This window comes from Paenibacillus endoradicis (genome assembly GCF_024721975.1).
In genome coordinates this window covers 556,013-582,271 of sequence record NZ_JANQBB010000002.1, presented here as the reverse complement: position 1 = coordinate 582,271, position 26,259 = coordinate 556,013, and the positions used below count along the sequence as shown (strand labels likewise).

Genomic DNA, 26,259 nt, shown 5'->3' with positions numbered 1-26,259 from the left:
GTGGAGGTAAGTATATTGTTAAAGCGTAGTGCCTGTATACTTTTTATTGCATTTTTCATGTTACTAGTAGGTTGTAATATGGCGAGAAATGAAAAATTTATAAACACACAACCGGCAGAGTTAGTAGTCGAAGAATCGAGAAATCTAATAGAATTAGAAAAAGCACTTATTAATGATTCAATAGCAGATTCTGATGTGACGTCCGAAGCGATTCCAATAATATATTCGAAAAATATAAATGCCACAGAGCTTCCAATAATATACTTAACAGAAGAGATTAACCCAATAATTAAGCAACCAATTGAGGATACCGTTATCGTAATATACTCATTGGGCGAACAATTACAACTATATGCTTATCTTGAACATGAGCATCAAAGCTATGATCTAGGTCCAATAGGATATGGGAAAGCTAACAATAGAGATTTTCAATATACTGTTGTGGAAGCGCTATCTAGCTCATGGATTAAGGTGAGTGGATCATTAGGGGCTAATGCCCCTCATACGTTATATCTCGATATTACAAAGGAAAAGCCGACTGGACTCACTATTAGCGCATATACTAAGGAATTTGACGTGAATGGAGATGGAAGCAATGAGATTGTAGCTTCCGTTGGTAGTCCTACTTATACATCTCTTTATACGTTGAATGATCAGCAGATTGGAGTAATAGAATTTAACGATTTGCTAGATGCATTTTTCGTTCGCTATGATGATATTCAAAATAACTTTGTTGTTCAATTTGAAATAAACCAGCCTATTTCAAGATGGGAATTAGATAATAATTATCTTATACAAATTAAAGAAGAATGAAAAGATTAATCATGATTGTTCTGGTGAATACATACAATATAAAAGCTAGTACACCATTAATTAATGGAGTAAACTAAATGCATAAAGCTATTAGTTTCAAGTATGATTCAGAAGTAACTTTTTGTTTACAGTAAGCATTTTAGTAGTTCAACAAAAGTTTTAGGAGGAGCATTATGTCATATTTTATTAGGCAGCAAAGGTTACAACAGCTGTTAGAAGCTCAAGCTGCGGGTGATACAAAGCTTGTTATTGTAGATGTTAGATATGATCTTTCGGATGAAGATGCAGGTGAGATCGCTTATCGTGAAGGTCATATTCCTCAAGCGCACTATGCTAATCTAAGCCATGATCTATCAAGTGGGAAGCGTCCAGATGGAGAAGGTGGTAGACATCCACTACCCGACCCACAAGCGGTAGCACAATTCTTTGGCTCAATTGGTATTGCAACTGATTCAATAGTTGTGGCTTATGATGATCAAGGTGGTGCGATGGCTTCACGTCTTCGTTGGTTATTGCAATGGATCGGTTTTGACGGAGAAGTATATGTGCTAGAAGGTGGGTTCAAGTCTTGGAAAGAAGCTGGACAAGCAGTTAGCACAGACATTCCAGATCGATTAGAAGGTTTCCATCTGCCTGTAGAATTAAATGAAAGCATACTTGTAGATCAACAATATGTTCATAGTAAAATTGGTGCTGCTGGGACAGTAATTATAGATTCGCGTGATGGTGCGAGATATCGTGGTGAGGTTGAGCCCCTCGATAAAGTAGCAGGACATGTACCCTCTGCGGTCAATTATTTCTGGCAAGAAGGTAAAAATGCTGACGGATCGTGGAAAAATGCTGAAGAACAAGCGGAACGTTTTGCAGCCATAGATAAGAATGATGAAGTGATCGTCTACTGCGGATCAGGCGTAACGGCTACACCGAATTACTTCGCTTTGCAAGAAGCGGGATATAACAATGTGAAGCTTTATGCTGGTAGCTGGAGTGATTGGAGTAGTAATAGCGACAACCCAGTTGCGGTGGGGGACGAGTAATAGGCGTAAGCTAAATAGTAGTATGTAAATTCTGAATACAGAGCATGACGGGTAATACCACCGTTGCTCTGTATTTTTTATGGTCGTAATTAACACATTAAGCCTTGCGTGAGTTCGAGTCAAATAGCTGCGTTTCACACTTAATCCCTAGCATTTCCATCATATCTGTCTATCATGAGGCTAACTCTTTAGCTCTTTCTCATTTATATTTTTTGTAACTTGAGTTACAGAAATATAATAAAAACTCAGTTATGTTATTTTATAGAATAAAATTCCTGGAGGCTGTTTTTGTATCGTGGGATAACCAAAGCGGGAGTAATGTACAAAGTGAAGATAAAATTTAGTAAGGGGAGATTTAAAGTGATGAAAAAAAACTTATTTGCACTACTTGTTTTTGTATTAATTGTATTCAGCGTATCTGCTTTACCTGCAGCTGCGGAAACAGTAAGTAAGCAAGGTAAGATAACAAATACGCCAATCTACGTTGATGGCAAGAAAACAGAAGCGGAAATTCTATCGATTTCATTGAATAATTCATTATATTTACCGCTTCGGGCAACTTCTCAGTTACTTGGATTCAAGATTAGCTGGAATCAAGAGGAACGAGCGGTTTACATTATCACTGGTTCTAAGACATCGGTAGCTTCTACAAACAACGAGAATGGAATGAAAGTAGGCGCAACAGTATCAGTATTGAATTCCAACACCTCAATCTATGTTGATGGAAAACTCGTTCAATTATTGGATACGAATCAAAATCGAATATATCCGGTATCATTCAATAATAGCTTATACTTACCAATACGAGCATTAGCTACTTCTCTTGGACTAGAAATTAAATGGGACAGTATAAATGGGGAAATCAATATTAATACTCAGGCAACTGACAAGCCAAAAGGAGAAAAGGGAGAGACAGGTCAGCAAGGTCCAGCGGGAGATAAAGGAGATAAAGGAGATAAAGGTGATCCGGGATATTCAGGATCACAAGGTCCAAAGGGAGATCCGGGAGCAGCAGGACCGCAAGGAAGTAAAGGCGATAAAGGAGATCCGGGAGCAGCAGGAGCGCAAGGAAGTAAAGGCGATAAAGGAGATCCGGGAGCAACAGGACCGCAAGGAAGTAAAGGTGATAAAGGAGATCCGGGAGCAGCAGGACCGCAAGGAAGTAAAGGCGATAAAGGAGATCCGGGAGCAGCAGGACCGCAAGGAAGTAAAGGCGATAAGGGAGATCCGGGAGCAGCAGGACCGCAAGGAAGTAAAGGCGATAAAGGAGATCCGGGAGCAGCAGGAGCACAAGGAAGTAAAGGCGATAAAGGAGATCCAGGGCCAGCCGGAGCACAGGGCCCAGCGGGGACTTCTTTTACCACTGAAGGATTTTCTGCTTCGGGTACGACATCTTCAATCGCTAGTAGCACGCAATTTACGAATTGGAGTGATACGTCCCCTTATTACGCAAGCCCTGAATTTGATCCTGTTACAGGGATTTTTACGGTACCGGCCACTGGCAAGTATGCCATACATGCAACGGTTAACTATAAGACTAACGCTCCAGTTAGTATAAGTTTAGGAGGTGACGTTGATCCAATGTTCACCGTAAAGAAGAATAGTGACACTGATTTAATAAAAGGTTATATGCCTATCCTAGACGTCAATATGGCGTTAATTTTGAGTATGAGGACCATACTAAGTAGTGCGACGGTGACGCTTTCCGGTGATGTAGCACTGCAAGCAGGTGAACAAGTTGGATTATATTACGAAGCTGACAATCTAACCCTTGGTTTCAGTACGGATATAGTATGGTCGATTCATCGGCTATCCTAATACAAGGTTGCATGAGGTGCAGTTGAACCTTTGGTAATAGAAACACATCTTAACAGATATAGAGTCTGCCATTCTTCTTGGGAGAATGTCTGGCTCTATTTTTGAATTATGATATTGTCCTTTTCTTCATTAGTAATAAACGTTTGGTTGAAGCAGGGATGCCTTTGAAAAAGGAAGACTCTCAACTATAGGAGTGACTGGAGTAATAACAGAAAAATTTTAAAAGAATGATTCACTGCTTTTCGTACTATATATTATATGGGTCTAATGTATCAAATTTTAATAGTTTGTTCGCGATCATCTACCTTTCTGTGTTTTGTTAGGGAGACTACTATAATGGGTAACGCAACAACGTTCCCACAGTCTCCGTTGGGCAAACTAATAGGAAAAACTCAAGTGTGAACCATGTCCTTTTAATTTATGGGCAGATTTTACAGTAAAAGATTGTTGGCCGTCAAGATGGGTATCGTCAGCCACTTTGCCAAACGAATAGGTATTGGAACAACAGCCAGTTCTAGTTTACCCCAGTTGTTAAACCAAGCACTTTCGTAAGGCTAGGCATCGCAAATGAAACCCACGCTCCTTAGGAAGGGTGCAGTCGCTACTATGTGCTAGAATTGGTCTTTGAGGCATCTTTGCAGGGTTGCTCAGTGTGTTACTTTTCGAGTTTTTAGCATGCCAATCCGACAGCTGGAGTGATTGGAGCAGTAATAGCGAAAATCCAGTTGAGGTGGGTGATTAGGAGGAGCGGAAAGAAACTTAATAGTACTTAAAGTTTTAATACATCGCCATGAGGTTTACATGCCCAGGCGATGTATTTTTATGCTCTGAAATGAATACGTAGTTAACAAACGATCATAAAAAACACTTATAGAACTGTTCAAACCAAATCTTCTGGGAATAGTTCGGATCAGCAGTTATTTCGTGCAACAAATGGGCGACAACGCGATCATTCTAGAAAAATGCTACGCTGCATCAAAATTTTTTCCACCCGAATGACCTCCTCAAAATCTTGCGAATCCAATAAGCAACTATCGTCTCTGGGGACCAATAGCCGGCTTTCCTCTGAATGTATTGATCGTTGATAATATAAGTCCTAGTGGAAGTAGGGCTCTTCAGCCCGAACTTTTCCCACAACGCAGGATCATTCGAACCTCCTAGTTTTACGAGCATATTCGTCGACTCTATATTTATTTTAGCCGAAATATGCTCGTATTCTTGGATGATTTGCATATGAAATTCGTCAATCGGATTGCGGTTAGCAAGGCTCTCCAAATGGATGCCTTCACGAATGTAAGAAGCGTATGCCAGATGGTCAGCCCAGAACTTGTCGATATAAAAAAGCCGTACCCGCTGCTCAGAAGGGCTCATCGGCGTTTCGCCTTTCAAAATCTTGAGCCGCTCCTTGTATAGAATACGTCTCTGTTCCTCCACCATATCCGAATAACAGTTCAGTTCCTGGCGGATATGAAAGTTTTGGCCCATAATAACGCGCTGAATATGCGTGATTTTGTTGCGAAGTACTGATTCTTCGAGAACTTCATCCTGCCTAAGATTGCGAATTGCTTTATTGATGCCGAACCGAAGGATCAACTCGTCCTCCAAGCTTACGAAAAATACGGAAGCTCCTGGATCGCCTTGGCGGCCAGAACGCCCGCGCAGTTGGTCGTCGATCCGCACGCTTTCGTTCACATACGTACCGATCACGTACAAGCCGCCGAGCTTAGCGACAACGTCTGCTTGCGTGGGGTTTCCGCCACCGAGCCGAATGTCGACGCCGCGTCCCGCCATATTCGTAGACACTGTTACTGCGCCGATTTCTCCCGCTTTGGCGATGATCTCGGCTTCTTTTACGTCGTTTTTGGCATTCAGAACATGACAAGGTACGTCGGCAACTGCTAGCGCCTTCGCCAACATGTCAGACTCTCCGACGCTTGATGTACCAATGAGAATCGGACGTCCCGTCGCATGGATGGACGAGATTTCTTGTACAAGCGCCTTAAGTTTGGCTTCTTTATGGGTATAAATCCGGTGCGGATGGTCGATTCGTATGTTTGGACGGTTCGGTGGAATTTGCACGACCTGCAGCTCATAGCCATCTTTGAATTCCATTGCGGAAGCGTGCGCGGTAGCCGTCATTCCGCAAATCTTAGGATATAGGCTAAGAAAGTGTTGAAGGGTGATCGTACCGAGAATTTCCCCGCCGGTTTTCGACTGCACTCCTTCTTTGGCCGCAAGCGCGGCTTGTAGTCCTTCCGGCAAATGCCTGTTCTCCGCCACGCGGCCGGTATATTCGTCAATTAGCTCGATTTTACCGTCCCGGACGATGTAATCGACATCTTTTTTTAATAACGATTCCGCATGCAGCGCGCAGTTTAACGACATTAACAAATGACTATTATGGCTTTCATACAAATTACCGCATCCCAGCAGCGATTCCGCTTTCGCAGAGCCCACTTCATTTAAATAAACGTTCCGCTTGAACTCGTCGAAGTCGTAATGCTCTAATTGCTTGAACTGCCTAGCCACTTCTGCGAAACGAATGTTGACGTTGTTGGAAGAGCCCGGCTCTCCAGCGATGACTAGCGGCACCCGCGCCTCGTCGATTAGCAGTGAATCTGCTTCGTCAACAATAACGTAGTGGAAAGGACGAAGCACGGTATCGGCTTCGTTTAATGCGATCGTATCGCGCAAATAATCGAATCCCGCCTCTTTGGCCGTAACATAGGTTATATCCGCGGCATATGCTTCCCGTTTCTCTGCCAAGCTCATGCCCGCTTGAACCGAGTTTACCGTTAACCCGAGGAAACGATAGATCGGTCCCATCCACTCAGCATCTCGATTTGCCAAATAATCGTTAAAAGTCAACACATGAACGCCTTTTCCGGTTAGCGCATTTAGATAAGCAGGCATAACAGCAGAGAGCGTTTTTCCTTCGCCTGTATGCTGCTCGATCAAAAAAACCTCATGCAAAGCGATGGCAGCTATAATCTGGACATCGTAAGGCTGTAAACCTAGCGTTCTCTTCGCTGTCTCGCAGACTAGCGCATAAGCATCGAGAAGGAGCTCGTCCAAAGGCGTACCCGATTGTGCTTCCTTTTTCAGCCGGAGAGATTCTGCTTGCAGTTGCTTTTCGTCCCATGCTTCCAAATTCCGTTTCCTAATGAGCTCTACTTTGTCCCGATAGCCTTTCAGATTATGTGGGGTAACGTGGTCTTCAAATTTTTGCATCAACTTGGCGGCTAAATTCATAGCAATTTGATTCCTCCTCGGTAGAAATACGCTTATTTTCATTAAATATTTGCGTTGTTCCGCAACCTATCAAGTTCAAATCTACTGTTTTTAGTTTGAATTTATTGTAATTTATGCATTCCAAAGTGTATACAATATATTACATTTTGGAATGCGTCTTAGTCAATGATAAGCAAAAAGAAGACTGCAACAGGTTCTTTACAGTCTCGAGATAATAAGAATGATTCGTTTCTTTTTATACTATATATTATATGGTATTTATTGTATTATATATAAAGCGATAAAGGAGAGAGGGATTTCTATGTGGGAGCGAAAAGAACTGAAGCATAGAGCTAAAGAGGTGCTACGGACATCATACTGGAAGGCATTTTTGGTAAGTATTATACTTGCATTTGTCGGTGGAGGCAGTAGTCCTCCTGACTTGAATTTCAGATCATCCCGTTCTACCGATATAAATGTGGATTGGGGGATGCTAGCGCCTTTCTTTGCTATATTTATAATTATTTTTATTGTTATCTTTCTGTTGGTAATTGCGTTTCGGATTTTTCTTTGTTTTCCTCTTGAGGTCGGTTCGATGCGTTTTTTCAAGCAATCTGCAGAACATGAAGTGAATTTAAACCATTTAGGTTATGCGTTTGACAAGACTAGGTATTTAGATATTGTGAAAACAATGACTTGGAGAGCTTTTCTTAATTTCTTATGGTACCTGCTTCTGATTATTCCTGGAATCGTAAAGTTTTACGCATACAGCCTAGTGCCATTCATTTTAGCGGACAACCCAAACATTGGCTATAGGCGAGCAGTGGATCTAAGCAAGCAAATGACACAAGGACACAAATTTCGTATATTCGTGCTTGAATTAAGCTTTATTGGCTGGATACTTCTAGGTGTGTTGGCACTCTTCATCGGTGTCCTGTTTGTGCTACCATATATCAATGCCACGAGAGCTGAGCTTTACCTAACATTACGTCAACTTGCATTGAATGACGGTCTGACAACGGAAGAAGAACTAAGGCTGAAACAGACCCCTATCTTTTATACATAAATAAGCCATACAACTATGACGTTTGTAGTCATAATGGGTTATAACTCAGAGGTGTTCTTTTGCTGAATAGCGATTATTGCAATCCGATTACAGTTTGTGCGGAGTGAGAGACGAGAACTTTGACGGGAATATAGTAATACAAAGAAGTACATCGCTCATATGGAGATGTACTTCTTTGTATTGACTATCTATAACTGTTGATTATTTCGATTAGAGGACGATACATTTTCAATTTATCATTAGGCGCTTTCCAAGCCAGAACTGTTTTTGTATTGCTCGTTTTTCTATTTTTTCATGGTAAAGAACTGGAGTGTTACGAAGTGCGGTCCTACCTAATAAAATGTTTGTAAGATTATATCCTCCATATAACAAGAAGGCAGAATCGGGAGTGCCCTTATCCTGCCTTCTTGCATGTTTACTTTTTCTAGTGTACTAAATTATCCAAATCGGGCTGCAATTTGTTCCGCAGAACATACAGCAGGATGGCACCAACAAGAAACGCTACCGCATCCGCAATGACGAGCGACCAGACCACCCCGTGGAAGCCGTTCATTCGATTGGCTATATATAATACAGGAATCAGAGTAATTCCTTGAATAATTGACATAATAAAAGCGGCGGTTCCTTGCGCTGTTGCTTGGAAGATCCCCATAAACAACGTGGTCATTCCTGTAATAAACAAGGATAAGAACGTCACATGTAAAAAGTAGCTGCCCATTTCAATTAATTGTGGGTCATTCGTAAATAAGCCAATTAAGTTATCGGAGATTAGATAGACGATGATACCGAAAACTACTGCTAGCGCTACAATTACTTTGATCGTGAATCCGATGGTCTGCTTCATTCGTAATTTATTGGCTGTAAAAGAGAAGGCGATCAACGGCACGACCCCCTCACATAAGCCCATGAGAATAAACTCAGGAAATTGCAATAAACGTGATGAAATTCCATAAGCAGCTACTGCCTGATCCCCATAATCGATAAGATAATGGTTAAAGATGAGCGACATTGCACCCAAGAAAGTACTCATAACAAAGACGGGAAATCCGATTTTGAATACATTGCTAAGAATCTCCTTGGAAGCCTTGAACCATTTTACGGAGATGGTTAAGAATTGGCTCTTACATCTCATATGGAAGGCATAGTATACAATCGCAACTAAGTTAGAGATGACCGTTGCAGACGCAACGCCGATCACGCCCCAATGGAAGATGAAGATAAATAGTGCATCAAGAATAATATTGACGACAACACTAAGAATCATACCAATCATCGACGTGAGTGCTGCACCCTCCGAGCGCACGATATTTTCGAGCGTGAAGAATAATACGACGATCGGTGAGCCAATAAGCATAACGGTGACATAATCTTTTGTAAATCCAAAGGAGTCTGCCGTTGCACCCAGGCCATGAATGATTGAATCGATTAACGGGAGGCCAACGGCCATTGCGATAAGTCCAAGAACTAAACTGCTGTAAAAGGCAAATGAAGACACATGCTTTACATCATCATACTTTTTCTCTCCTAGCAAACGGGAAATGAAAGAACCGCTACCCATGCCAATCAAGTTGCCTAGTGCCATAATGATTGCAAATAACGGCAAGGTTAGTGCGAGTGCGGTTAACATGGCAGTATTGTGGAGTGTACCAAGGAAATAGGCATTCAAGATGGAATATATGACACTCATTGACGTGCCTAGCATCATCGGTACAGCGAAGTGAGCTACTGCTTTTGCGACTGGTGCTTTTTCAAAGTAATGAAGGTTTTCAGTTTCCATATGGGTCACTACTTTCGTCATTTATTTTACCTTCAATCTAACGGTGTTAGGTTGTGCCTTACAGTGTTAGATGATATCATGAATTTATAAACCTGTAAATAATAAACTTACACTGTTAGATAAAAGGGCGGATTACGATGAAAAAACAACAGCCTCAGATTTCGGAGGATAAGATTTTGGAAACCTCGTGGGAGCTTCTTGGAGAAGAGGGTATCGAGAAATTTAGCATGAGACGATTGGCTGACAGGCTGGGGATTCAAGCTCCTTCTCTCTACTGGTACTTCAAGAGCAAGCAGAATCTCTATCAACGTCTGGCCAACCAGGTATCAAAAATGATTCTGGAGGAGTTTCACTCTGAGGGGGACTGGAAGGAGCAGTTGACGGAGTTTGCGATAACAGTAAGGAGTGTGCTTAGCCAGTATCCTTGCTCTACTCAGCTAATGATGATGACGCTACCTCACGAACCGGACATTATCCGTTTCACCAACCGTATGCTGCTCTGCGTGGAATCGACGCCGCTTGAGCAAGAGCAAAAAATGCAAGTGGTTACTACGCTTGTGAACTATGTATTCTACTTTGTCCTAGACAATTATCAGCATGAGCGCAATGTCTCCGCTATCCTTAAGAATCAGGGGACAATTCCTGGTGAAGAGATGATTCGCCTTCTGGACTCCATGAACGAGAAGGAAGTAGGATTGTTCCGGAGGATGTTCACAAACGGGTTGTTCGAGCTGATGGGGACCGACGGAGCGTTTGATTTTGGATTGAAGTTAATTTTGTTGGGAATTGAGCAAGTGATAAAGGAGCAGGAGAAGTAGAATGTAAAAACCGCTCATCCGATTATTGGATGGGCGGTTTTATTAGCTTTACTGTTTATCTACACCCAAATTCGCACTATAAGTGGTGCGGTGAAACGTACTATAAGTATGACGGGAGTTTATTAAAGAAAGGGACTAGCCATAACATTAAGAATTCATTAAGATTTGATCAGTTAAATAATAGTGAAATTATTAAGTATGTAGTAGCTCGTTGGTATTTAGTATGTGGCACAAATAATTCCCAATGGTATTAGTAGATTTTTGAGTGATGATGCATTTTATACTTTATTGTCGATCTTTAGCACATTAGCGTGTAATATTAATATTTCGTAAATAATTTACCCTCTAGTAGCAATTTGTCTCCCTCTCCCCGTCTGTTGAATCATGTTAGGATGGACTAGAAATGATGTAAATATGACTAATCTAATCCCTTTGTAAGGCGGGTGATACATCTAAAATAAGAGTAGCTCCATATCCTCTGTAATAAATCATTGCCCTCATTGCAAACGCATACATATTGTATCCAATTATCCTAGAAGGACGCATATTCGTACTGCATTTTAAAATCTGACATCCCAGGCCGTCCTCGACGATAACTTTTCTCATCCTAGACACAGCACATCATCATTAGAGCTTCGTACAGAAACTACTAAAATGATAGAGGTGATCGCGTGTATTCAATTCCCCGAAAAAAAGTACTTATGATGTTTTTAAGTTTTGCATTACTGATAGGCATGTTATCTAACACAGTTGTTGTTTATGCTAATGAACCTGCGGTTGCAGCTGCTGGTCTCGAACCACCGCAAAATCTCCGAGTTGTAGAAGGTTCTATTACCCATAATAGTGTTCAACTTGAATGGGATTTAGTAGGAGATGATAAGGCGCCCAACGATATTCAAATCTATCATGCTGATGGCAAATGGGCAGCTTGGGGTAATCGTACGACTAAGAGTGTAGGTGGACTGGAGCCAGAAACGACTTATAGCTTTTACATTGTTTGGGAGAGCGATAAGACTGTAGAGGGGCATACTAATGTAAAAAGTAACGTCATTGAAGTTACGACCTTAGCAGATACTTCGGAGTACAAGGAAGCACCTTTAGCTGCACCACTTAATTTCCAGGTTACCGATTTAACAGAGTCTACAGTAACCGTTAAATGGATTGGTAGTCCTGGTGCAACTGCTTATGATCTTTATGCTAATGGCTGGTGGATAGGAGGAGTAGATGCTGGTCCTAATCAAATCACTTATACTTTGAAACCAGAGCATGTAGTTGCAGGTGCGGAAACAGCTTTTTATGTTAGTGCTCAAAAACCACCAGAAAAAAGTGGTGACCCGATAATAACATCTGCTCCCAGCAACACGATTAAGCTCAAGTGGGGCGAACTCTCTGCACCTCAAGATGTGCAAGTTGTCACATCGAACCTTACTACAGCAGCATTAGGCTGGGCCCCAGTGGCAGGAGCAACCAATTATAAGATTTATCAAAATGATAAATTAATCGGCTCTTCTTCCGAAAATCGATTCACAGCAACTGGACTTCAGGAGGGTGAGTCTTATTCCTTTACAGTCGAAGCTAGCAATCACTTATGGCAGTCCGCTGCAAGTGAAGCTGCTGTTGTTGTACCTGGTGCCAACTTTACAAACGTAACTTATTATGCAGCATGGTCGGTTTATGACCGTGATTTCCAACCTGATGAGATGGATGTTTCCAAAATTACCCATGTTAACTATTCCTTCGCAGATATATGTTGGAAAAAGTTTGGTACAGGAACAACCGCTTGTGAGAGTGAAGATATTCCTTTGCAAGACAGGTATGTTTATGATGGAGAAATTGTGTTAGGCGATCAAAAAAAGGATATTGAAAATTTACAGGCCATCACGGATTTGAAATCAATTAATCCTAATTTCAAATTGCTAGTATCGGTTGGCGGTTGGTCTTGGTCCAAAAACTTTTCCAATATGGCAGCAGATGAAGTTACGCTTAGAACATTTGCTAAGTCCGCAGTTGATGTAATCCGAGAGTATAAACTTGATGGCTTGGATATCGACTGGGAATACCCAGTAGAGGGTGGGGAAACATATAACAGTCGTTCACCTAAGGATAAAGAAAACTTCACGCTACTTATGCAAACTGTAAGATCAGCGCTAGATGCCGCAGGTTCTGAAGATAACAGATATTATTTGCTGACTATAGCTTCAGGACAAGGTGACAACTTTGTTGTTAATGCTGACTTGGCAAACTCTAGTGACTATTTGGATTTCATTAATATTATGACTTACGATTATAGCGGTGGCTGGGAGAACATTGCTAATCACAATGCCCCGCTTTACTATGATCCTAACCTGCCAAAGCCAAATGCAGAACGGAATAATGTACTAGGTGGTGTTAACGGTCATCTTACAGGAGGTGTTCCTGAGCATAAGTTGGTATTGGGCTTACCGTTCTATGGCAAGGCTTGGAGCGGTTGTGAGACACCAGGACAATATGTGGACTGTACTAGTTTTCCAGCAGGTTCTTGGGAAAGTGGGATTTATGACTATAGCGAAATTATATCATTCATAGGCAAAGATGGTTATGTGCGATATTGGAATGATGCTGCTAAAGTAGCTTATCTGTATAGTCCAGAACAGCAAACTTTTATTACGTATAATGATCTTACTTCCATGATTTATAGCTCATCGTTAGTTAAATCCAAAAATTTGGCTGGTGTGATGAGCTGGGAGGTTACCGGTGACCGCACTGGTGAATTACTTACTCAATTGAACAAAGATTTACCGATTAATGGTGTAACGAATGAAAACGCACTTGCAGCACCTAAAGGAATAGCATTATCATCAGCTAACTATAAAACTCTTACTATCAAGTGGGATAGTGTTGCAGGAGCAACAGGCTACGAGGCTTATATTGATGGTCGTTATGTTGGTTCTACGGAAGAGACACAATTCACATTCGATAAGCTTAAATCTTCTAGCACATACAAAGTTCATGTGCTTGCGGTGAGTAAGGAAGAGCAAGGTATTACAGCAGTTTCCGCATTCAGTGATGTGTTGAACGCTCGGACACTGACAGCAAGTAGCGGTGGTGATGGTGGTGGAGATGCTGTGAGTCCACCGTCCAATCAGCAGGAACTCACGACTACCGTAGTTAAGCAAGAAGATACATGGACAGTCACGGTAGATAAGGATGCTGCCGTTGCAGCAATTAAGGCGAGTGCTAGTCATACCTTTACGTTGACGGTGGATAAAGCAGCGCCATCCGTTGATGTGAATCTACCTAAGGAGGTAGCGGCAGCATTGGTAGCAGCGGGAGTTGATGCTGAGCTGATATTAAATTGGAACGGAGTTTCTTATGTGTTCCCTGCCAAAGTATTAGATCATGCTACTGATATTCGTATTTCGCTAAATGTAAAGGATCAACAATCAGTAGGGTCTACAGTTACACCTGGCATGAGCGCGCAATCTAGAGCTATTGGGTTGACTGTTGAAGCTTTGGGAGCAGATGGAGCTTACTATGCTGTATCGCAGCTTGATGGAGCAAAGCTTATCATAATGTTACCTGCTAGTAGCATAGAAGAGGCACAAGTGAGAGGAATTGTATATTTACCAGACTCCAATACTTTCCGTCCTGTAGCAACTAAGGTGGTTAAACAAGCTGACGGTAGCTTAAAGGTTGAACTGGACGCTCCAACAGGCGGGATTTATATGGTCGTGGGCACCTCGTTTAATTATACGGATACCAATATATCATGGGCTAAGGATGCCATTAGTCGTGCATCTAATCGCTTAATTGTGTTTGGCGAAAGCACTGAGAATTTTGGCGCATTATCACAGATTACGCGTGCAGAGTTTGTTTCAATTGTAGTGCGCGGACTAGGTCTTCTGCCTAATAATGCAAAACAGACCTTTGAAGATGTAGATAATCAATCCTTGTATGCGGAGGATATTGCTATTGCTTCAATGTTAGGTCTTGTGAACGGCAAACAACCAGGCAAGTTTGATCCAGATGGTACAATTAGCCGTCAGGAAATGGCTGTAGTGCTTTATCGCGCTCTGGTGCTAAGTAAGGAAGCTGGAAACGTACAAGGTAGTGTTCTTGATCGTTTCCATGACAAGGAGCAGTTCTCAGCTTATGCCAAAGATGCGATCGAACAAATCGTCTCACAAAACATTATGAACGGCGTATCTTCTACACGCTTCGACCCAGAAGGAAAGGTAACAAAGGCGCAGGCTGTTGTTGCGATTATGCGCTTGCTCGATAAAGTGGAATCATAATAAATAGGTTGTACCCCGGTTGATACGCTCCCCTTATAGTAGACAGGTTAATTACAAAACCTGCTACGGTAAGGGGAGTTTTTGTAGGTACAAAGTTCAATAGAATGCATTAGAGAAGCTACAATCGTACCTATTTCACTGAACTTAAGCTTCAGGTGGTTAACGATTAATATAGTATTAAATCATTAATGAATAAAAATACAATTTAACCCAACTTTCCAATTAGCTGAAGTAGTATAATAGTCAAGTTAGATAGTGTTATGTTAGGTGAAGGGAGGAAAGATACTTTTATGGTTCCAGCATTATTCTTAATAGCAGCATTTATATGCTTTACTTTCGTATTTAGTTTGTCTAACGGAAATACAAGTTTTTCAGTATTCCTACTAATTACTGTTTGCATAATCGTTTTTTTTGGCTTTCTTTTTTACAGGGACGAGAAGCAAGGTAAGCAGTTTAAGGAGTGGTTATTGTCCAATGTTGATCATATTCGGCAGCATGGGGACACCTTTAATGGAATACGTATAGATAACCAGACACAATTTATGCAATATGAAATATGTTTTTCCTGGGTATTGATCTCCTATCGTGTCAAGACTAGTTATTATGTGAGAGAATATCATCCCACTGCGTTGATGAATATACTATTTTGCCTATTCACTTGTTTGTTTGGTTTGTGGGCCATGCCAATGGGGCCAATCTATACGTTTCAAGCACTTAGTCGAAATATTATAGCTCGTCCCAAATTGTTGGATACGGTGATACGAGAACTTAAACAATCAACAAGATGATATAAGGAAAGTAAAGGCGTAGCGTGAAAACCGACTAGCAGATAAGATGCTTGGCAAGTTAACGCTGGAAGAGATTCAAACTTTGGTTGCTCTTTTTGCGCAAGTTGCTTTAGACAAAATTAAAGGAGCGTGTGAAAAATGAGCAAGATTTGGACAAAAAGTAATATCACGGATGTGTCAGGAAAAGTAGTAATTGTCACAGGAGCGAACAGCGGTATAGGGTTTGAAACAACATTAGCATTGGCTGAAAGAGGGGCAACAGTTATCCTCGCTGTTCGGAATATGGATAGAGGAAAAGCAGCAGTGGACAAAATAAAGTCCATTTGTGCTGGTGCAAATGTCAGGGCTATGCTACTTGACCTTAGTGATTTGGCTAGTATTAGGACATTCGCAGCGGATTTTCTTAAGCAATACGAAGCCTTGTCTATTCTCATTAATAATGCAGGCATTATGATACCTCCATTCCAATTGACCCAAGATAGCTTTGAATCGCAGTTTGGCTGCAATCATTTAGGACATTTTGCTCTGACGGGATTGCTCTTGGAGCGCTTAATTTCTACCCCGTATTCGAGAGTTGTTACACTAAGCAGCATAGCAGCTCATAAGGGGAAAATAAATTTTGATAATTTAGATGGTTCCAAGGGATATAGTGCTTGGGAATTTTACGGTCAAAGCAAGCTTGCAAATCTATTGTTTGCTAAAGAATTACAGAATAAGTTTTCTTCCCACGGTATTGATTCAGTGAGTGTCGCATGTCATCCGGGATTCTCGCAGACAAATTTGTTCTCCAGAGGTTCAGGCAAACCGGCGAATATATTTGTTCGATTTCTTCAGAATCTAGTGAGTCAACCAGCAGATATGGGGGCGTTACCAACCTTATATGCTGCAACAGAACAGGAAGTAAAGGGCGGGGAATATATCGGTCCTGATGGTAAGGGAGGTAGGAAGGGTTATCCTAAGAGTGACGATATCATCGGAAAATTATACGACTCTGACGTCTCCAACAAACTTTGGAGTGTTTCGGAAAGTTTAACAGGCATCTCTTACAAATTTTAATAAATAGGAGATTCGGGGGCATACAGTGCTTTTTGGTAAGGTATCACAAAAGTATTCATGAAAAGAAAAGCAAATAGTAAAAAACACTCCTAAATGCCGATTTAGGAGTGTTTTTTACTTTATTATAAATGTTTAGTTATAGAAATAGAAAATACGTCCAGTACATTGAAAAAAATGTGGACTCGTGGTAAATTTATATAGATGGATAAATAATTTATAAAACTGTATAGTGGCTCTATTTTAATTATAAGGCATCGTTACTCATTAGTCAACCCCATATTTTAAAGGAGTGAATGCTATGAATTTGGAGTTTCAGCAGGAGCAAAAACGAGTTGATAATGTAATGGAGACCATTTCGGAGCAAATTAACAGGTTGGAGGAAGAAACTTCACTGCGCAAGAACGCAGTAGTAAATATTCGCAAACACTTTTGGGATGAAATTAAAGTGAATATGGATAGCTTCGATGATATTCTAGAGACTGTCATCAGCCTAAGACAAGAAGCTCAAGCACTATCCGTAAGCCAAAGCACCCACAAACATGCTTCTAAGAGATTAATTACGCTGCGCCGTATGCAGAATGTTCCCTACTTCGGACGAATTGATTTCATAGAAGAAGGATTGTCATCACAGGAACAGGTCTATATAGGAATCTCCTCGCTCATGGATAATAGCGGTGAAGATTTCCTTATCTACGACTGGAGATCACCGATCTCTAGTGTCTACTACGATTACCAACCTGGTCCTGCCCAGTATGTAACACCAGGAGGCATAATCCAAGGAGAATTGGAGAAAAAGTGGCAGTATCTTATTCGCGGTGGTACTCTTCAATCTATGTTCGATACAAGTCTCACGATTGGAGACGAGATTTTACAGCAGGTTCTGGGTCAAGGTACCGACAAACATATGCACAGTATCGTAGCTACTATTCAACAAGAGCAAAACCGAATTATCCGTCATGATCATGGGAGGCTACTCATTGTTCACGGTGCAGCTGGTAGTGGCAAGACATCTGCTGCTTTACAGCGAATTGCTTATTTACTCTATAATTATCGAGATAGTCTGAATGCTGATCAGATTATTTTATTTTCACCTAATTCACTGTTTAACAGTTATGTATCAAACGTACTGCCGGAACTCGGTGAAGAGAATATGCAACAGGTTACATTTCAGGAATACTTGGATCATCGATTAGGCAAAGAGTTTCAGGTTGAAAATCCCTACGATCAATTGGAATATGTTTTAACTACAGCGAATACTTCTTCGCATAGGTCAAGAGTGACGGGGATTCGTTTCAAAGCATCCACCTGTTTTTTTGAGGTTATCAATTCATACAGAAAGTCGTTGGAGTTATCTGGAATGTTATTCAAGGGCATTAACTTCAGAGGAAAGCCTATTGTTACTCCCAAGCAAATTGCAGATAGATTTTATAGCAGCGACACATCGATCAATTTCCATAATAGAATTGAAAAGTTAAAAGAATGGCTCATGAAGCTAATTAAAGAAGCTGAAGAAGTTGAACAGTCGAAGCCGTGGGTACAAGATGAAATTGAGCTGCTTAGCAACGAGGATTACCATAAGGCACATGCGTACTTAGCGGAAAAACGAGGCTTTGAAAGAGAAGCGATTGCCGATTATGAGATGGAGCCTGAAGCCCTTGCACGATTGATTGTTCGCCAAAAATTGATGCCGTTGCGAAAACGAATCCGTACATTTCATTTCATCGACATTAAAAAGATTTACAAGCAGATTTTTGCAGATCCCATGCAGATCGAGCAGTGGATAGAGGAGGAAACACCAGCGGAGTGGGAGAATATTTGTCAAGCGACACTAGAAATGCTAGACGAAGGCAAATTATTTTACGAGGATGCTACGCCGTTTTTATACATGAAAGAATTGATTCAAGGTTTTCAGACAAATGGCTCGATCAAGCATATATTTCTTGACGAGGCGCAGGACTATTCACCGTTTCAATTCGAGTTCTTAAAACGATTGTTTCCTTCTGCGAGGATGACAGTGTTAGGTGATTTTAACCAAGCGTTATTTACGCATGCCAGTGAAATGATAGATTTTCACATCCTTAGTAGCTTATACGGACAGGATGAAACCGAAGTAATCAATATGACCCGCAGCTACCGTTCCACAAAGCCTATCATCGAATTTACACGTAAACTAGTTCCTAACGGCCAGCAGATTATTCCTTTCGATCGCGATGGCGAGTTGCCTGTGCTGACACAATTGACTGATCGATCAGAACTACATCACTGCATTGTATCTAAAGTCGATGATATGCGAAGCCATGGCTACAATAATATTGCCATAATATGCAAATCAGCCGAGGAAAGCAAGAATGCATACGAAGCCTTGTCCAACATTGAAGATATTAAGCTCATAAAAAATGGCTCACCTGAGTATGAACAAGGAGTTGTCATTATACCATCGTATTTATCCAAAGGCATCGAATTTGAAGCTGTCATTATCTATGATGCATCGGAGCTAATATACGGTGATGAAAGTCTGCGCAGAGTTTTCTACACTGCCTGCACCAGAGCAATGCATGATTTGCAAATTTACTGCGTAGGTGAACCGAGCCCGTTTTTGCACAATGCTTTGCAGGAAAATCTCATTGAAGTTTGACCTAATTGGATTATTAAGAAAAATAACTATTCATCTTTCCTCTGTAAAATAGTACTTTCTATTAAATAAGTAACGTTATATTGAATGGCTAACTGTTGTAGAAAGCATATAAGTGTTGGTATATCGCAAGTGTGAAGTAGTTGTTCGTATTTTTGTTTTTCTTCGGGTGTGGCTATTTTCCTGAAGTACCCCCACATATGTTGGCAGGCATTGCGCATGCTACCTTCGGTTGCAGTTTGTTTTAGCGCATCATTGATCAATTGTTCAATTAGTTCATGGGTTAGCTGATCACGCATTGCCTGCCTAATTTGGTTATAATACTTTTGGCTATGGAACATGACACGGTATTTTTCTTCACGCCATAATTTTTCTGTTAGTTGACGTTTCATACAATCACCTCTCAAAAAATAATCAATAGAAATCATATGCTACCTAATTTAAAATTTCAAAATATACAATTATATAAGAGTAAGCGTTAAGGTTTTCGCTTACTCTTATATAATTGGATCTCAAAAGTTGTTTCTTCATGAGGAACACTCGACATGTTATGGAGGGTAACGATTTCTTTGACAATGGAAAGTCCAATGCCTAGTCCTTCGCCTTTTCTACTGTTATCAACACGGTAGAATCGTTCAAACACTTGCTCTTGTTCCTGTGAAGGAATACCAATCCTTTTATCGATTATCCTTATAAAAATGGTGTAATCCACTTCGCAAATAGAGATCTCAAGATAATTTATGCATTCGAATTAACGCGCGAATGTAAGGTTCATCATCCACAATTGAAATTTGCCCGTTGATACATCATTCCTCTTTCATCAATGAATTAAAAAACCATTACCATCATGATCAAATTATACCAACGAATAAAATAGAAATATATATGATATCAAGTGTATTAAGAATACGTTAAGAAACGTACAGCTGTATGAATTCCTCAAGCTTAAGATATGATCGTATCGTCATGAATTCAGTTAATTCTCGAAGGAAGCCGTTTATCTTGCCGTTGGTATTCGTGAAGATGGATCTAAAGACGTTTTAACCTACGCGTTTTCGCCTAATGAGTATGTAATGTGTGAAAAGAGATCCTGGAGGATGTTCGAGAGCATGGCACAGAAGAAATACTTCTCTTTACATCTGAATACGATGATGAGGGAGGTTCAATGGCATCAAGACTACGCTGGTTGTTGCAATGGCTGGGTCATGATGATCAAGTAAGGCCAAGTTTTACGAGCGAAATGTATAATAGTAATTGAAACATCGCTATATTTGAGAAGAATAAAGCAGTATATCTGAAGAATGATGCTATATTGGCGAGTAAAATAATATATATGTAAGCGCATTCATATATATTGTCAATGGCTAACAATGCAAAGAAGAAGACATTCAATGAACAGGAGGAATCTGGAATACGAGTACTTTGTGGTGACAGCACCGTCCGGCCATCCCGGGAAATCTCGAAATTACCTTGAAAAATATAAGAAAAGGAGGCAATATCAATCATGCGAAATTTGAAACAGTACCTTTCTCTAGTACTCATAGTTGCGTTGGTTTTCTCATCCGCCATCTCCCCAACGGCTGCCGCGGAGGATTCTATATCCGAATCAGAGGTTACTACCGCAGGACTGAATTATGATCAATACACGCCGCTTAAGGACGTATACGAGGATTACTTCATGGTCGGTACGGTCGGAGCCTTGACTGGCTCCAGGTCGGACCTCATCGCTTACCATTTCAACTCGTACACACCCGAAAACGAGATGAAGCCCGAAAGTATGCAGAAGGACAAAGGCACATTTACCTTTAACAACCTGGACAGCTTACTGAGCGATGTTACTGCCTTATCTGACAATATAAATCTGATTGGGCACACGCTCGCGTGGCATTCGCAGACACCTAACTGGATGTGGGACGCACCCAATTTTGACCCGGAGATCGCCAAGGCAAATCTTAATGCCCATATAGACACTGTCCTCAGCCGATACGGCGAAGATCTTCATAGCATCGACGTAGTCAACGAAGCCATTGGCACCGCGAACCCGACCAATTGGAAAGCCTCTTTGGATAAAGGGGAGGGCTGGTCCTTGGCTCTTGGCTCGGAATGGGTTGAACTCGCTTTCTTGGAGGCGGCCAATGTCGTTGACGAGAACGGTTGGGACACCAAGCTATACTATAATGATTTCGGCCTTAGCGGAGCCAAGGCCCAAACTGTTTACGAGATGGTCAAGGACATCAACGAAAAATACGCCAAAACTCGTGAAAATGGCAAACCCTTGATTGAAGGTATCGGTATACAAGGGCATGCGAATAAGAACGCGAAACCCGAGGACATGGAGGAGGCAATTAAACTATTCGCGACGCTGCCCGGCGTGAGCGTTAGCATCACCGAGTTGGATATTGAATGGCCAAATTTGGGTTCCCTCTCTCATGAAGATGCCGTGGCGCAGGGCCAAAAATATGCGCAGTTGTTCCAAATTTTCAAGAAGTACGCCGCTGGTACGGCTAATAACACTGGCAACCCGAAGGTCATTGAGCGCGTGACGATCTGGGGATCAAATGACCAGGACAGTTGGAAGGCTGGTGGCTTCCCGCTTCTCTTCAACGCGCCCAACGGAACGGAAATAACTGCTAAAGAAGCGTTAGTGGCAGTATTAGATCCCAACACGTATCTAGAGAAGAATCCTATTTTGAATGAGCCGGAACCGGAGCAGAAGAAGCACATCGACGGAGTCTATGTATATGATACAAGCAATGGAGACGGTTATTCCGGCGCGAACATCATCTTGGGTAATAACGCCAATGTGTGGCCTTGGTCGACGGCGGGAGCGGACGGCAAAGTGGCATTCACACCCGAGAAAGACGCGACATATCGTATCACCGTCAACTACACCTCGATGGGCACAAGTGCCATACGTGTGCGTTGGCTCAAAGATGAATCAAACGGCAGCTACACCGTCAAAGACGGCGAGGCCGTCAATGATCACCAGTATTCTGCTAATCAAGTAGCTACCGCAATTCCCGCCTACTTCAACAGTGGCATGGTAAATGGCGGAACCTACACCTTAATCACTGAATTAAAGCTGGACGGATCCCAGTCTAAAGAGGGTCTGATTGGCAACATCGCTATCCGTGGCGGTGCCGGCGGTAGCAGCTTCTCGATCAACGGGATCAAGGTCGAGAAGGTAGGCGCTGAAGGCAAGGACGATAAGCTGCTAGTCAATTGGCCGAACGAAATCCCGAAAGCCGGAACGGAAGGCGTCCATGTTTACGCCACGAATAATGGAGATGGTTATTCCGGCGCGAACATCATTCTTGGTAATAACGCCAATGTGTGGCCTTGGTCGACGGCGGGAGCGGACGGCAAAGTGGCGTTCACCCCAGAGAAAGATGCGACATATCGTATCACCGTCAACTACACCTCGATGGGCACAAGTGCCATACGTGTGCGTTGGCTCAAAGATGAATCCAACGGTAGCTACACCGTCAAAGACGGCGAGGTCGTCAATGATCACCAGTATTCTGCCAACCAAGTAGCTACCGCAATTCCCGCCTACTTCAATAGCGGCATGGTGAATGGAGAAACCTACAGTTTAGTCACTGAACTAAAGCTGGACGGATCTCAGCCTAAAGAGGGCCTGATTGGCAACATCGCCATCCGTGGCGGTGCCGGCGGCAGCAACTTCTTGATCAACTCGATCGAAGTGGAGAAGATTGGTACCGACGGTTCACCCGATAAGCTTCTTGTCAATTGGCCGAACGGGATAGAAGAGCCGAAACAGGAACCAGAGGAGCCAGAGATGAAGCAGTTACTTACTTTCAACTTCGACGATAAGTCGGCGCAAGAGAGCCTCTTCACTGCAGCTGCTTCCTCGAAGATTGAGTGGGTGAAAGAAGCCGGTGCGGGGAAGAATGACGACACCGCTCTGACGGTCACGCACATAAATGGCACAAGCTATACTAGCGCCGATAACGCTGTTCGGCTGACGCTTAGCGAACCTCTACCTGCCGGCGGAGTTTATAATATTTCTGTTTGGTTCTACGCCCCGGCTGCCGGCAACGAAGGCAAGAGTACGCTTACCGGGCCTGGCATAGTACTTAATGGGGAATATGGCAGTAGTGCATACAAGCTTCCAAGCAATGTCGGCACCTTGCCTATTGGCCATTGGAAAGAGGTAAATGTCCTCACTCCGTTGATGGAAAAACCGCTGAATACGATCGATTTCCGATTGGTTGTCAACGATGCGGATAAACATGCCAATGTATGGCGCATAGACAATATAGTCATAAGTCAGGTTGGCGAATTGCAGGAGGTTATTATCCCTAAGTGGGATCTTACGCTAGCCTCTATCGCGGACACATATAAGGATTCTTTCCTTATTGGCAACATCATGAACGCCAATCAGACGACGGATGCTGATATTACCACTATGTATAAGCATCACTACAACGTTATGACTCCCGAGAATGACATGAAGCCGCAATATTTGAGCTCTGCAAAGGGAGTATACAACTACACAAATGCCGACACGCTGGTGAACTGGGCTGAGGCGAATAACATCAAGGTTCATGGTCATACACTGGTCTGGCATGACCAATCGGCTGCGTGGCTGACCTCGGGTGCGGACGGCAAGGCACTTACCCGTGCAGAGGCTAAGTCGAATATGGAGGAATATATCATCAATGTCGCTGGGCACTTCAAGGACAAAGTTATATCCTGGGATGTGGTGAACGAGGCCTTTGATGGTGGATCGGGCATTCCTACGGACTGGAAAACTGTGCTTCGCAAGTCTTCTCCTTGGTACATTGCCTATGAAAATGGTGCAGATAAGAGCAAGGGAGAGAGCGGAGCCGACTATATCTATGATGCGTTTGTGTTGGCACGTCTAGCTGACCGCAATGCTACATTGTATTACAACGACTACAACGAAACCGAAGCATGGAAACGCGAAGCAATGGCATTAATGGCCGAGGATCTCAACGAGAAGTGGAAAGTAGATGATCGTAATACCGAGTCCGGACGTTTGCTAGTGGAAGGCATCGGTATGCAGGCGCATTACTGGATTCAGGACCTGAATCCAGCCACCGTAGAAGCAACCATCGCGCGTTTTGTAAAAGCGGGCGTGAAGGTCAGCGTTTCTGAGTTGGATATTCCTTCAAAGGGTACACTCACAAAGGATGAGGAAATTAAACAGGCTGAGCTATATGCCCAGTTGTTCGTGATTTACAAGAAGTACGCGAGCAGCATCGAACGTATTACGATCTGGGGTAAGGCGGATTCCCAGAGCTGGCGTGCCTCAGGCAGCCCTTTGCTCTTTGACAAAGCATTTGCCGCTAAGCAGGCATACTATGCAGTAATCGATCCAGAAGGATATCTGCACTCCGATCCAGGTACAGGTAATGATACTACAACGCCGCCTTCAAATATTACTGCACAAGCTGACGGAAGCAGCAGGATAAAAATAAGCTGGGAGACAGTAACGAACGCCGCCTCCTACAATTTATACCGAGCTACAGCGAATGATGGCGAATATGTCAAAATCAATAAGGAAGCGGTGACAGACAACAGGTTCGATGATACCGGTTTAAGAGCGGGGACGACCTACTACTATAAGGTAACAGCGGTTAATGAGAAAGGTGAATCGTTAAAATCTGCAGCAGTTCATGCCACAACAAAGAGTAACAGCGGTGATGGGACTGTAACGCCACCGGTTAATACAGGCGGATCAGGAGCAGTAACTGATGGCAACGCAAAAGTGACGATCGATTCGTCCGCAATGAACAAGGCTATCTCCGAAGCCAAGGCTGGAACTATTAAGGTTATAGTGAAAGCTGAGGATGGGGTTAAGCTGCTGTCGATCACGATTCCAGCCGATCTCATGAAAGTGGCGAAGGTTTCAAACATTAGTCAGATTGAAGTTGTATCTGATCTGGCTACGGTGAAACTTCCGATATCCTTGTTAGACAAAGAAGGAGCTGACGTAGAACTCAATATAGGTATAGTAGATAACAGCAAGTTATCAGACGTACAACGCGCGAAGGTTGGCACGAACACGGTACTTGACTTTAACCTGAGCGTCGGTGGAGAGAATATCGTCAGCTTTGGCACTGGTCAAATGGTCTACCTATCGTTGCCATATACGCTACAGCCTGACGAAAACGCGGAACAAATTGTGATTTACTATATGTCCGATGCCGGCAATTTGGAAGTTGTCAAAAACGGTAGATACAATGCCGATACTGGATTGGTTGAGTTTGGAGTCAAGCACTTCAGTAAATATGCGGCAGCTTTCGTCAATGTCAGCTTTGGAGATACTTCTTCGGTTGCATGGGCGAAAGAAAGCATCAATGCCCTAGTAGCACGCGGAATTGTGAACTGCTTATCAGCAGAAACCTTCGCACCTAATCGCGAGGTAACAAGAGCGGAATTCATTCAGATGCTCATTCACACGTTGGATCTGGTACAACCGAATGCAACGAGTACGTTCAGCGATGTGAAGGAGGGCTCCTGGTACTACGAAGCCGTCGCTTCTGCCCAGAATCTTGGCATTATAGCGGGATTGCCGGACGGAACCTTAGGAATCAATAACAAGCTCTCACGTCAGGATATGATTACAATGGTTGACCGTGCATTAAAGACAGCAGGCATTACTCTGCATGACGAGGTAGCAGCCGTTGCGTTCAAAGACGATGTTGCGATTGCAGCATATGCCAAAGAAGCAGTAGCAGCCATGCAGAAAGCAGGCATTATCAGTGGTATGGGGAATGGTACCTTTGCGCCGCAACAAGCAACATCTCGCGCGCAAGCGGCAGTCATCCTGAATCATTTGTTGCAAAGAGTGCACTAGTCACGAACCAGGATAACTTGAACAGACGGGAAGCCTCTTGTAAACCTAGCGGTTTATAAGAGGCTTCCTTGTTGTGAAGATCCAAAAACGAAGACGATCGTA

General features: G+C 42.5%; 13 protein-coding genes and 1 pseudogene. 10 read left to right on the top strand and 4 right to left on the bottom strand.

Annotation, left to right across the window (positions count from 1 at the left end; all coding sequences use genetic code 11):
- Positions 1-15 precede the first annotated feature (15 nt).
- The 3 genes from NV377_RS08665 (at position 16) to NV377_RS08655 (ending at position 3,668) form a co-directional block, all read left to right on the top strand.
- Positions 16-813, top strand: a complete 798-nt coding sequence (locus tag NV377_RS08665) for a hypothetical protein (protein WP_258200800.1) — start codon at positions 16-18, stop codon at positions 811-813.
- Positions 814-986: 173 nt separating this feature from the next.
- Entirely contained in the window at positions 987-1,850 is an 864-nt protein-coding gene (locus NV377_RS08660; RefSeq protein ID WP_258200799.1) for a sulfurtransferase, read from the top strand.
- Between the two features lie 363 nt (positions 1,851-2,213).
- Entirely contained in the window at positions 2,214-3,668 is a 1,455-nt protein-coding gene (locus tag NV377_RS08655) for a stalk domain-containing protein (protein WP_258200798.1), read from the top strand.
- 975 nt (positions 3,669-4,643) lie between these two features.
- Here the strand turns inward: NV377_RS08655 and NV377_RS08650 are convergent.
- On the bottom strand, positions 4,644-6,920 hold the full coding sequence (locus tag NV377_RS08650; protein WP_258200797.1) for a preprotein translocase subunit SecA: 2,277 nt from the start codon (positions 6,918-6,920) through the stop codon (positions 4,644-4,646).
- Positions 6,921-7,221: 301 nt separating this feature from the next.
- Here NV377_RS08650 and NV377_RS08645 point away from each other — a divergent pair, with 301 nt between their 5' ends.
- Entirely contained in the window at positions 7,222-7,965 is a 744-nt protein-coding gene (locus tag NV377_RS08645; RefSeq protein ID WP_258200796.1) for a DUF975 family protein, read from the top strand.
- 424 nt (positions 7,966-8,389) lie between these two features.
- On the opposite strand, the gene NV377_RS08640 is transcribed toward NV377_RS08645, so the two are convergent.
- Positions 8,390-9,742, bottom strand: coding sequence for an MATE family efflux transporter (locus NV377_RS08640; protein ID WP_258201155.1), 1,353 nt, complete (start codon positions 9,740-9,742; stop codon positions 8,390-8,392).
- A 137-nt stretch (positions 9,743-9,879) separates the two neighbouring features.
- On the opposite strand from NV377_RS08640, the gene NV377_RS08635 reads away from it, so the two are divergent.
- The 4 genes from NV377_RS08635 (at position 9,880) to helD (ending at position 19,313) form a co-directional block, all read left to right on the top strand.
- A complete protein-coding gene (locus NV377_RS08635) occupies positions 9,880-10,560 on the top strand; it encodes a TetR/AcrR family transcriptional regulator (protein WP_258200795.1) in 681 nt (226 codons plus the stop codon).
- Positions 10,561-11,231: 671 nt separating this feature from the next.
- Entirely contained in the window at positions 11,232-14,834 is a 3,603-nt protein-coding gene (locus tag NV377_RS08630; RefSeq protein WP_258200794.1) for a glycosyl hydrolase family 18 protein, read from the top strand.
- A 926-nt stretch (positions 14,835-15,760) separates the two neighbouring features.
- A complete protein-coding gene (locus tag NV377_RS08625) occupies positions 15,761-16,678 on the top strand; it encodes an oxidoreductase (protein ID WP_258200793.1) in 918 nt (305 codons plus the stop codon).
- 298 nt (positions 16,679-16,976) lie between these two features.
- Positions 16,977-19,313, top strand: a complete 2,337-nt coding sequence (gene helD, locus NV377_RS08620; protein WP_258200792.1) for an RNA polymerase recycling motor HelD — start codon at positions 16,977-16,979, stop codon at positions 19,311-19,313.
- A gap of 26 nt (positions 19,314-19,339) precedes the next feature.
- Here helD and NV377_RS08615 read toward each other — a convergent pair whose 3' ends face one another.
- On the bottom strand, positions 19,340-19,702 hold the full coding sequence (locus tag NV377_RS08615) for a YbgA family protein (RefSeq protein ID WP_258200791.1): 363 nt from the start codon (positions 19,700-19,702) through the stop codon (positions 19,340-19,342).
- 86 nt (positions 19,703-19,788) lie between these two features.
- Complete coding sequence (locus NV377_RS08610; RefSeq protein ID WP_373425816.1) at positions 19,789-20,031, bottom strand: ATP-binding protein; 243 nt, start codon at positions 20,029-20,031, stop codon at positions 19,789-19,791.
- Between the two features lie 262 nt (positions 20,032-20,293).
- On the opposite strand from NV377_RS08610, the pseudogene NV377_RS08605 reads away from it, so the two are divergent.
- Positions 20,294-20,454 (top strand): annotated as a pseudogene (locus NV377_RS08605) (transposase); the annotation flags it as partial.
- Positions 20,455-20,814: 360 nt separating this feature from the next.
- A complete protein-coding gene (locus NV377_RS08600; RefSeq protein WP_258200790.1) occupies positions 20,815-26,157 on the top strand; it encodes an endo-1,4-beta-xylanase in 5,343 nt (1,780 codons plus the stop codon).
- Positions 26,158-26,259 lie beyond the last annotated feature (102 nt).

What these genes read in the sequence shown, in the direction of transcription:
- NV377_RS08625 (WP_258200793.1), top strand. Translation starts at nt 15,761, where the DNA reads ATGAGCAAGATTTGGACAAAAAGTAATATCACGGATGTGTCAGGAAAA.
- NV377_RS08645 (WP_258200796.1), top strand. Translation starts at nt 7,222, where the DNA reads ATGTGGGAGCGAAAAGAACTGAAGCATAGAGCTAAAGAGGTGCTACGG.
- NV377_RS08600 (WP_258200790.1), top strand. Translation starts at nt 20,815, where the DNA reads ATGCGAAATTTGAAACAGTACCTTTCTCTAGTACTCATAGTTGCGTTG.
- NV377_RS08655 (WP_258200798.1), top strand. Translation starts at nt 2,214, where the DNA reads ATGAAAAAAAACTTATTTGCACTACTTGTTTTTGTATTAATTGTATTC.
- NV377_RS08640 (WP_258201155.1), bottom strand. Translation starts at nt 9,742, where the DNA reads ATGGAAACTGAAAACCTTCATTACTTTGAAAAAGCACCAGTCGCAAAA.
- NV377_RS08615 (WP_258200791.1), bottom strand. Translation starts at nt 19,702, where the DNA reads ATGAAACGTCAACTAACAGAAAAATTATGGCGTGAAGAAAAATACCGT.
- helD (WP_258200792.1), top strand. Translation starts at nt 16,977, where the DNA reads ATGAATTTGGAGTTTCAGCAGGAGCAAAAACGAGTTGATAATGTAATG.
- NV377_RS08660 (WP_258200799.1), top strand. Translation starts at nt 987, where the DNA reads ATGTCATATTTTATTAGGCAGCAAAGGTTACAACAGCTGTTAGAAGCT.
- NV377_RS08650 (WP_258200797.1), bottom strand. Translation starts at nt 6,920, where the DNA reads ATGAATTTAGCCGCCAAGTTGATGCAAAAATTTGAAGACCACGTTACC.
- NV377_RS08635 (WP_258200795.1), top strand. Translation starts at nt 9,880, where the DNA reads ATGAAAAAACAACAGCCTCAGATTTCGGAGGATAAGATTTTGGAAACC.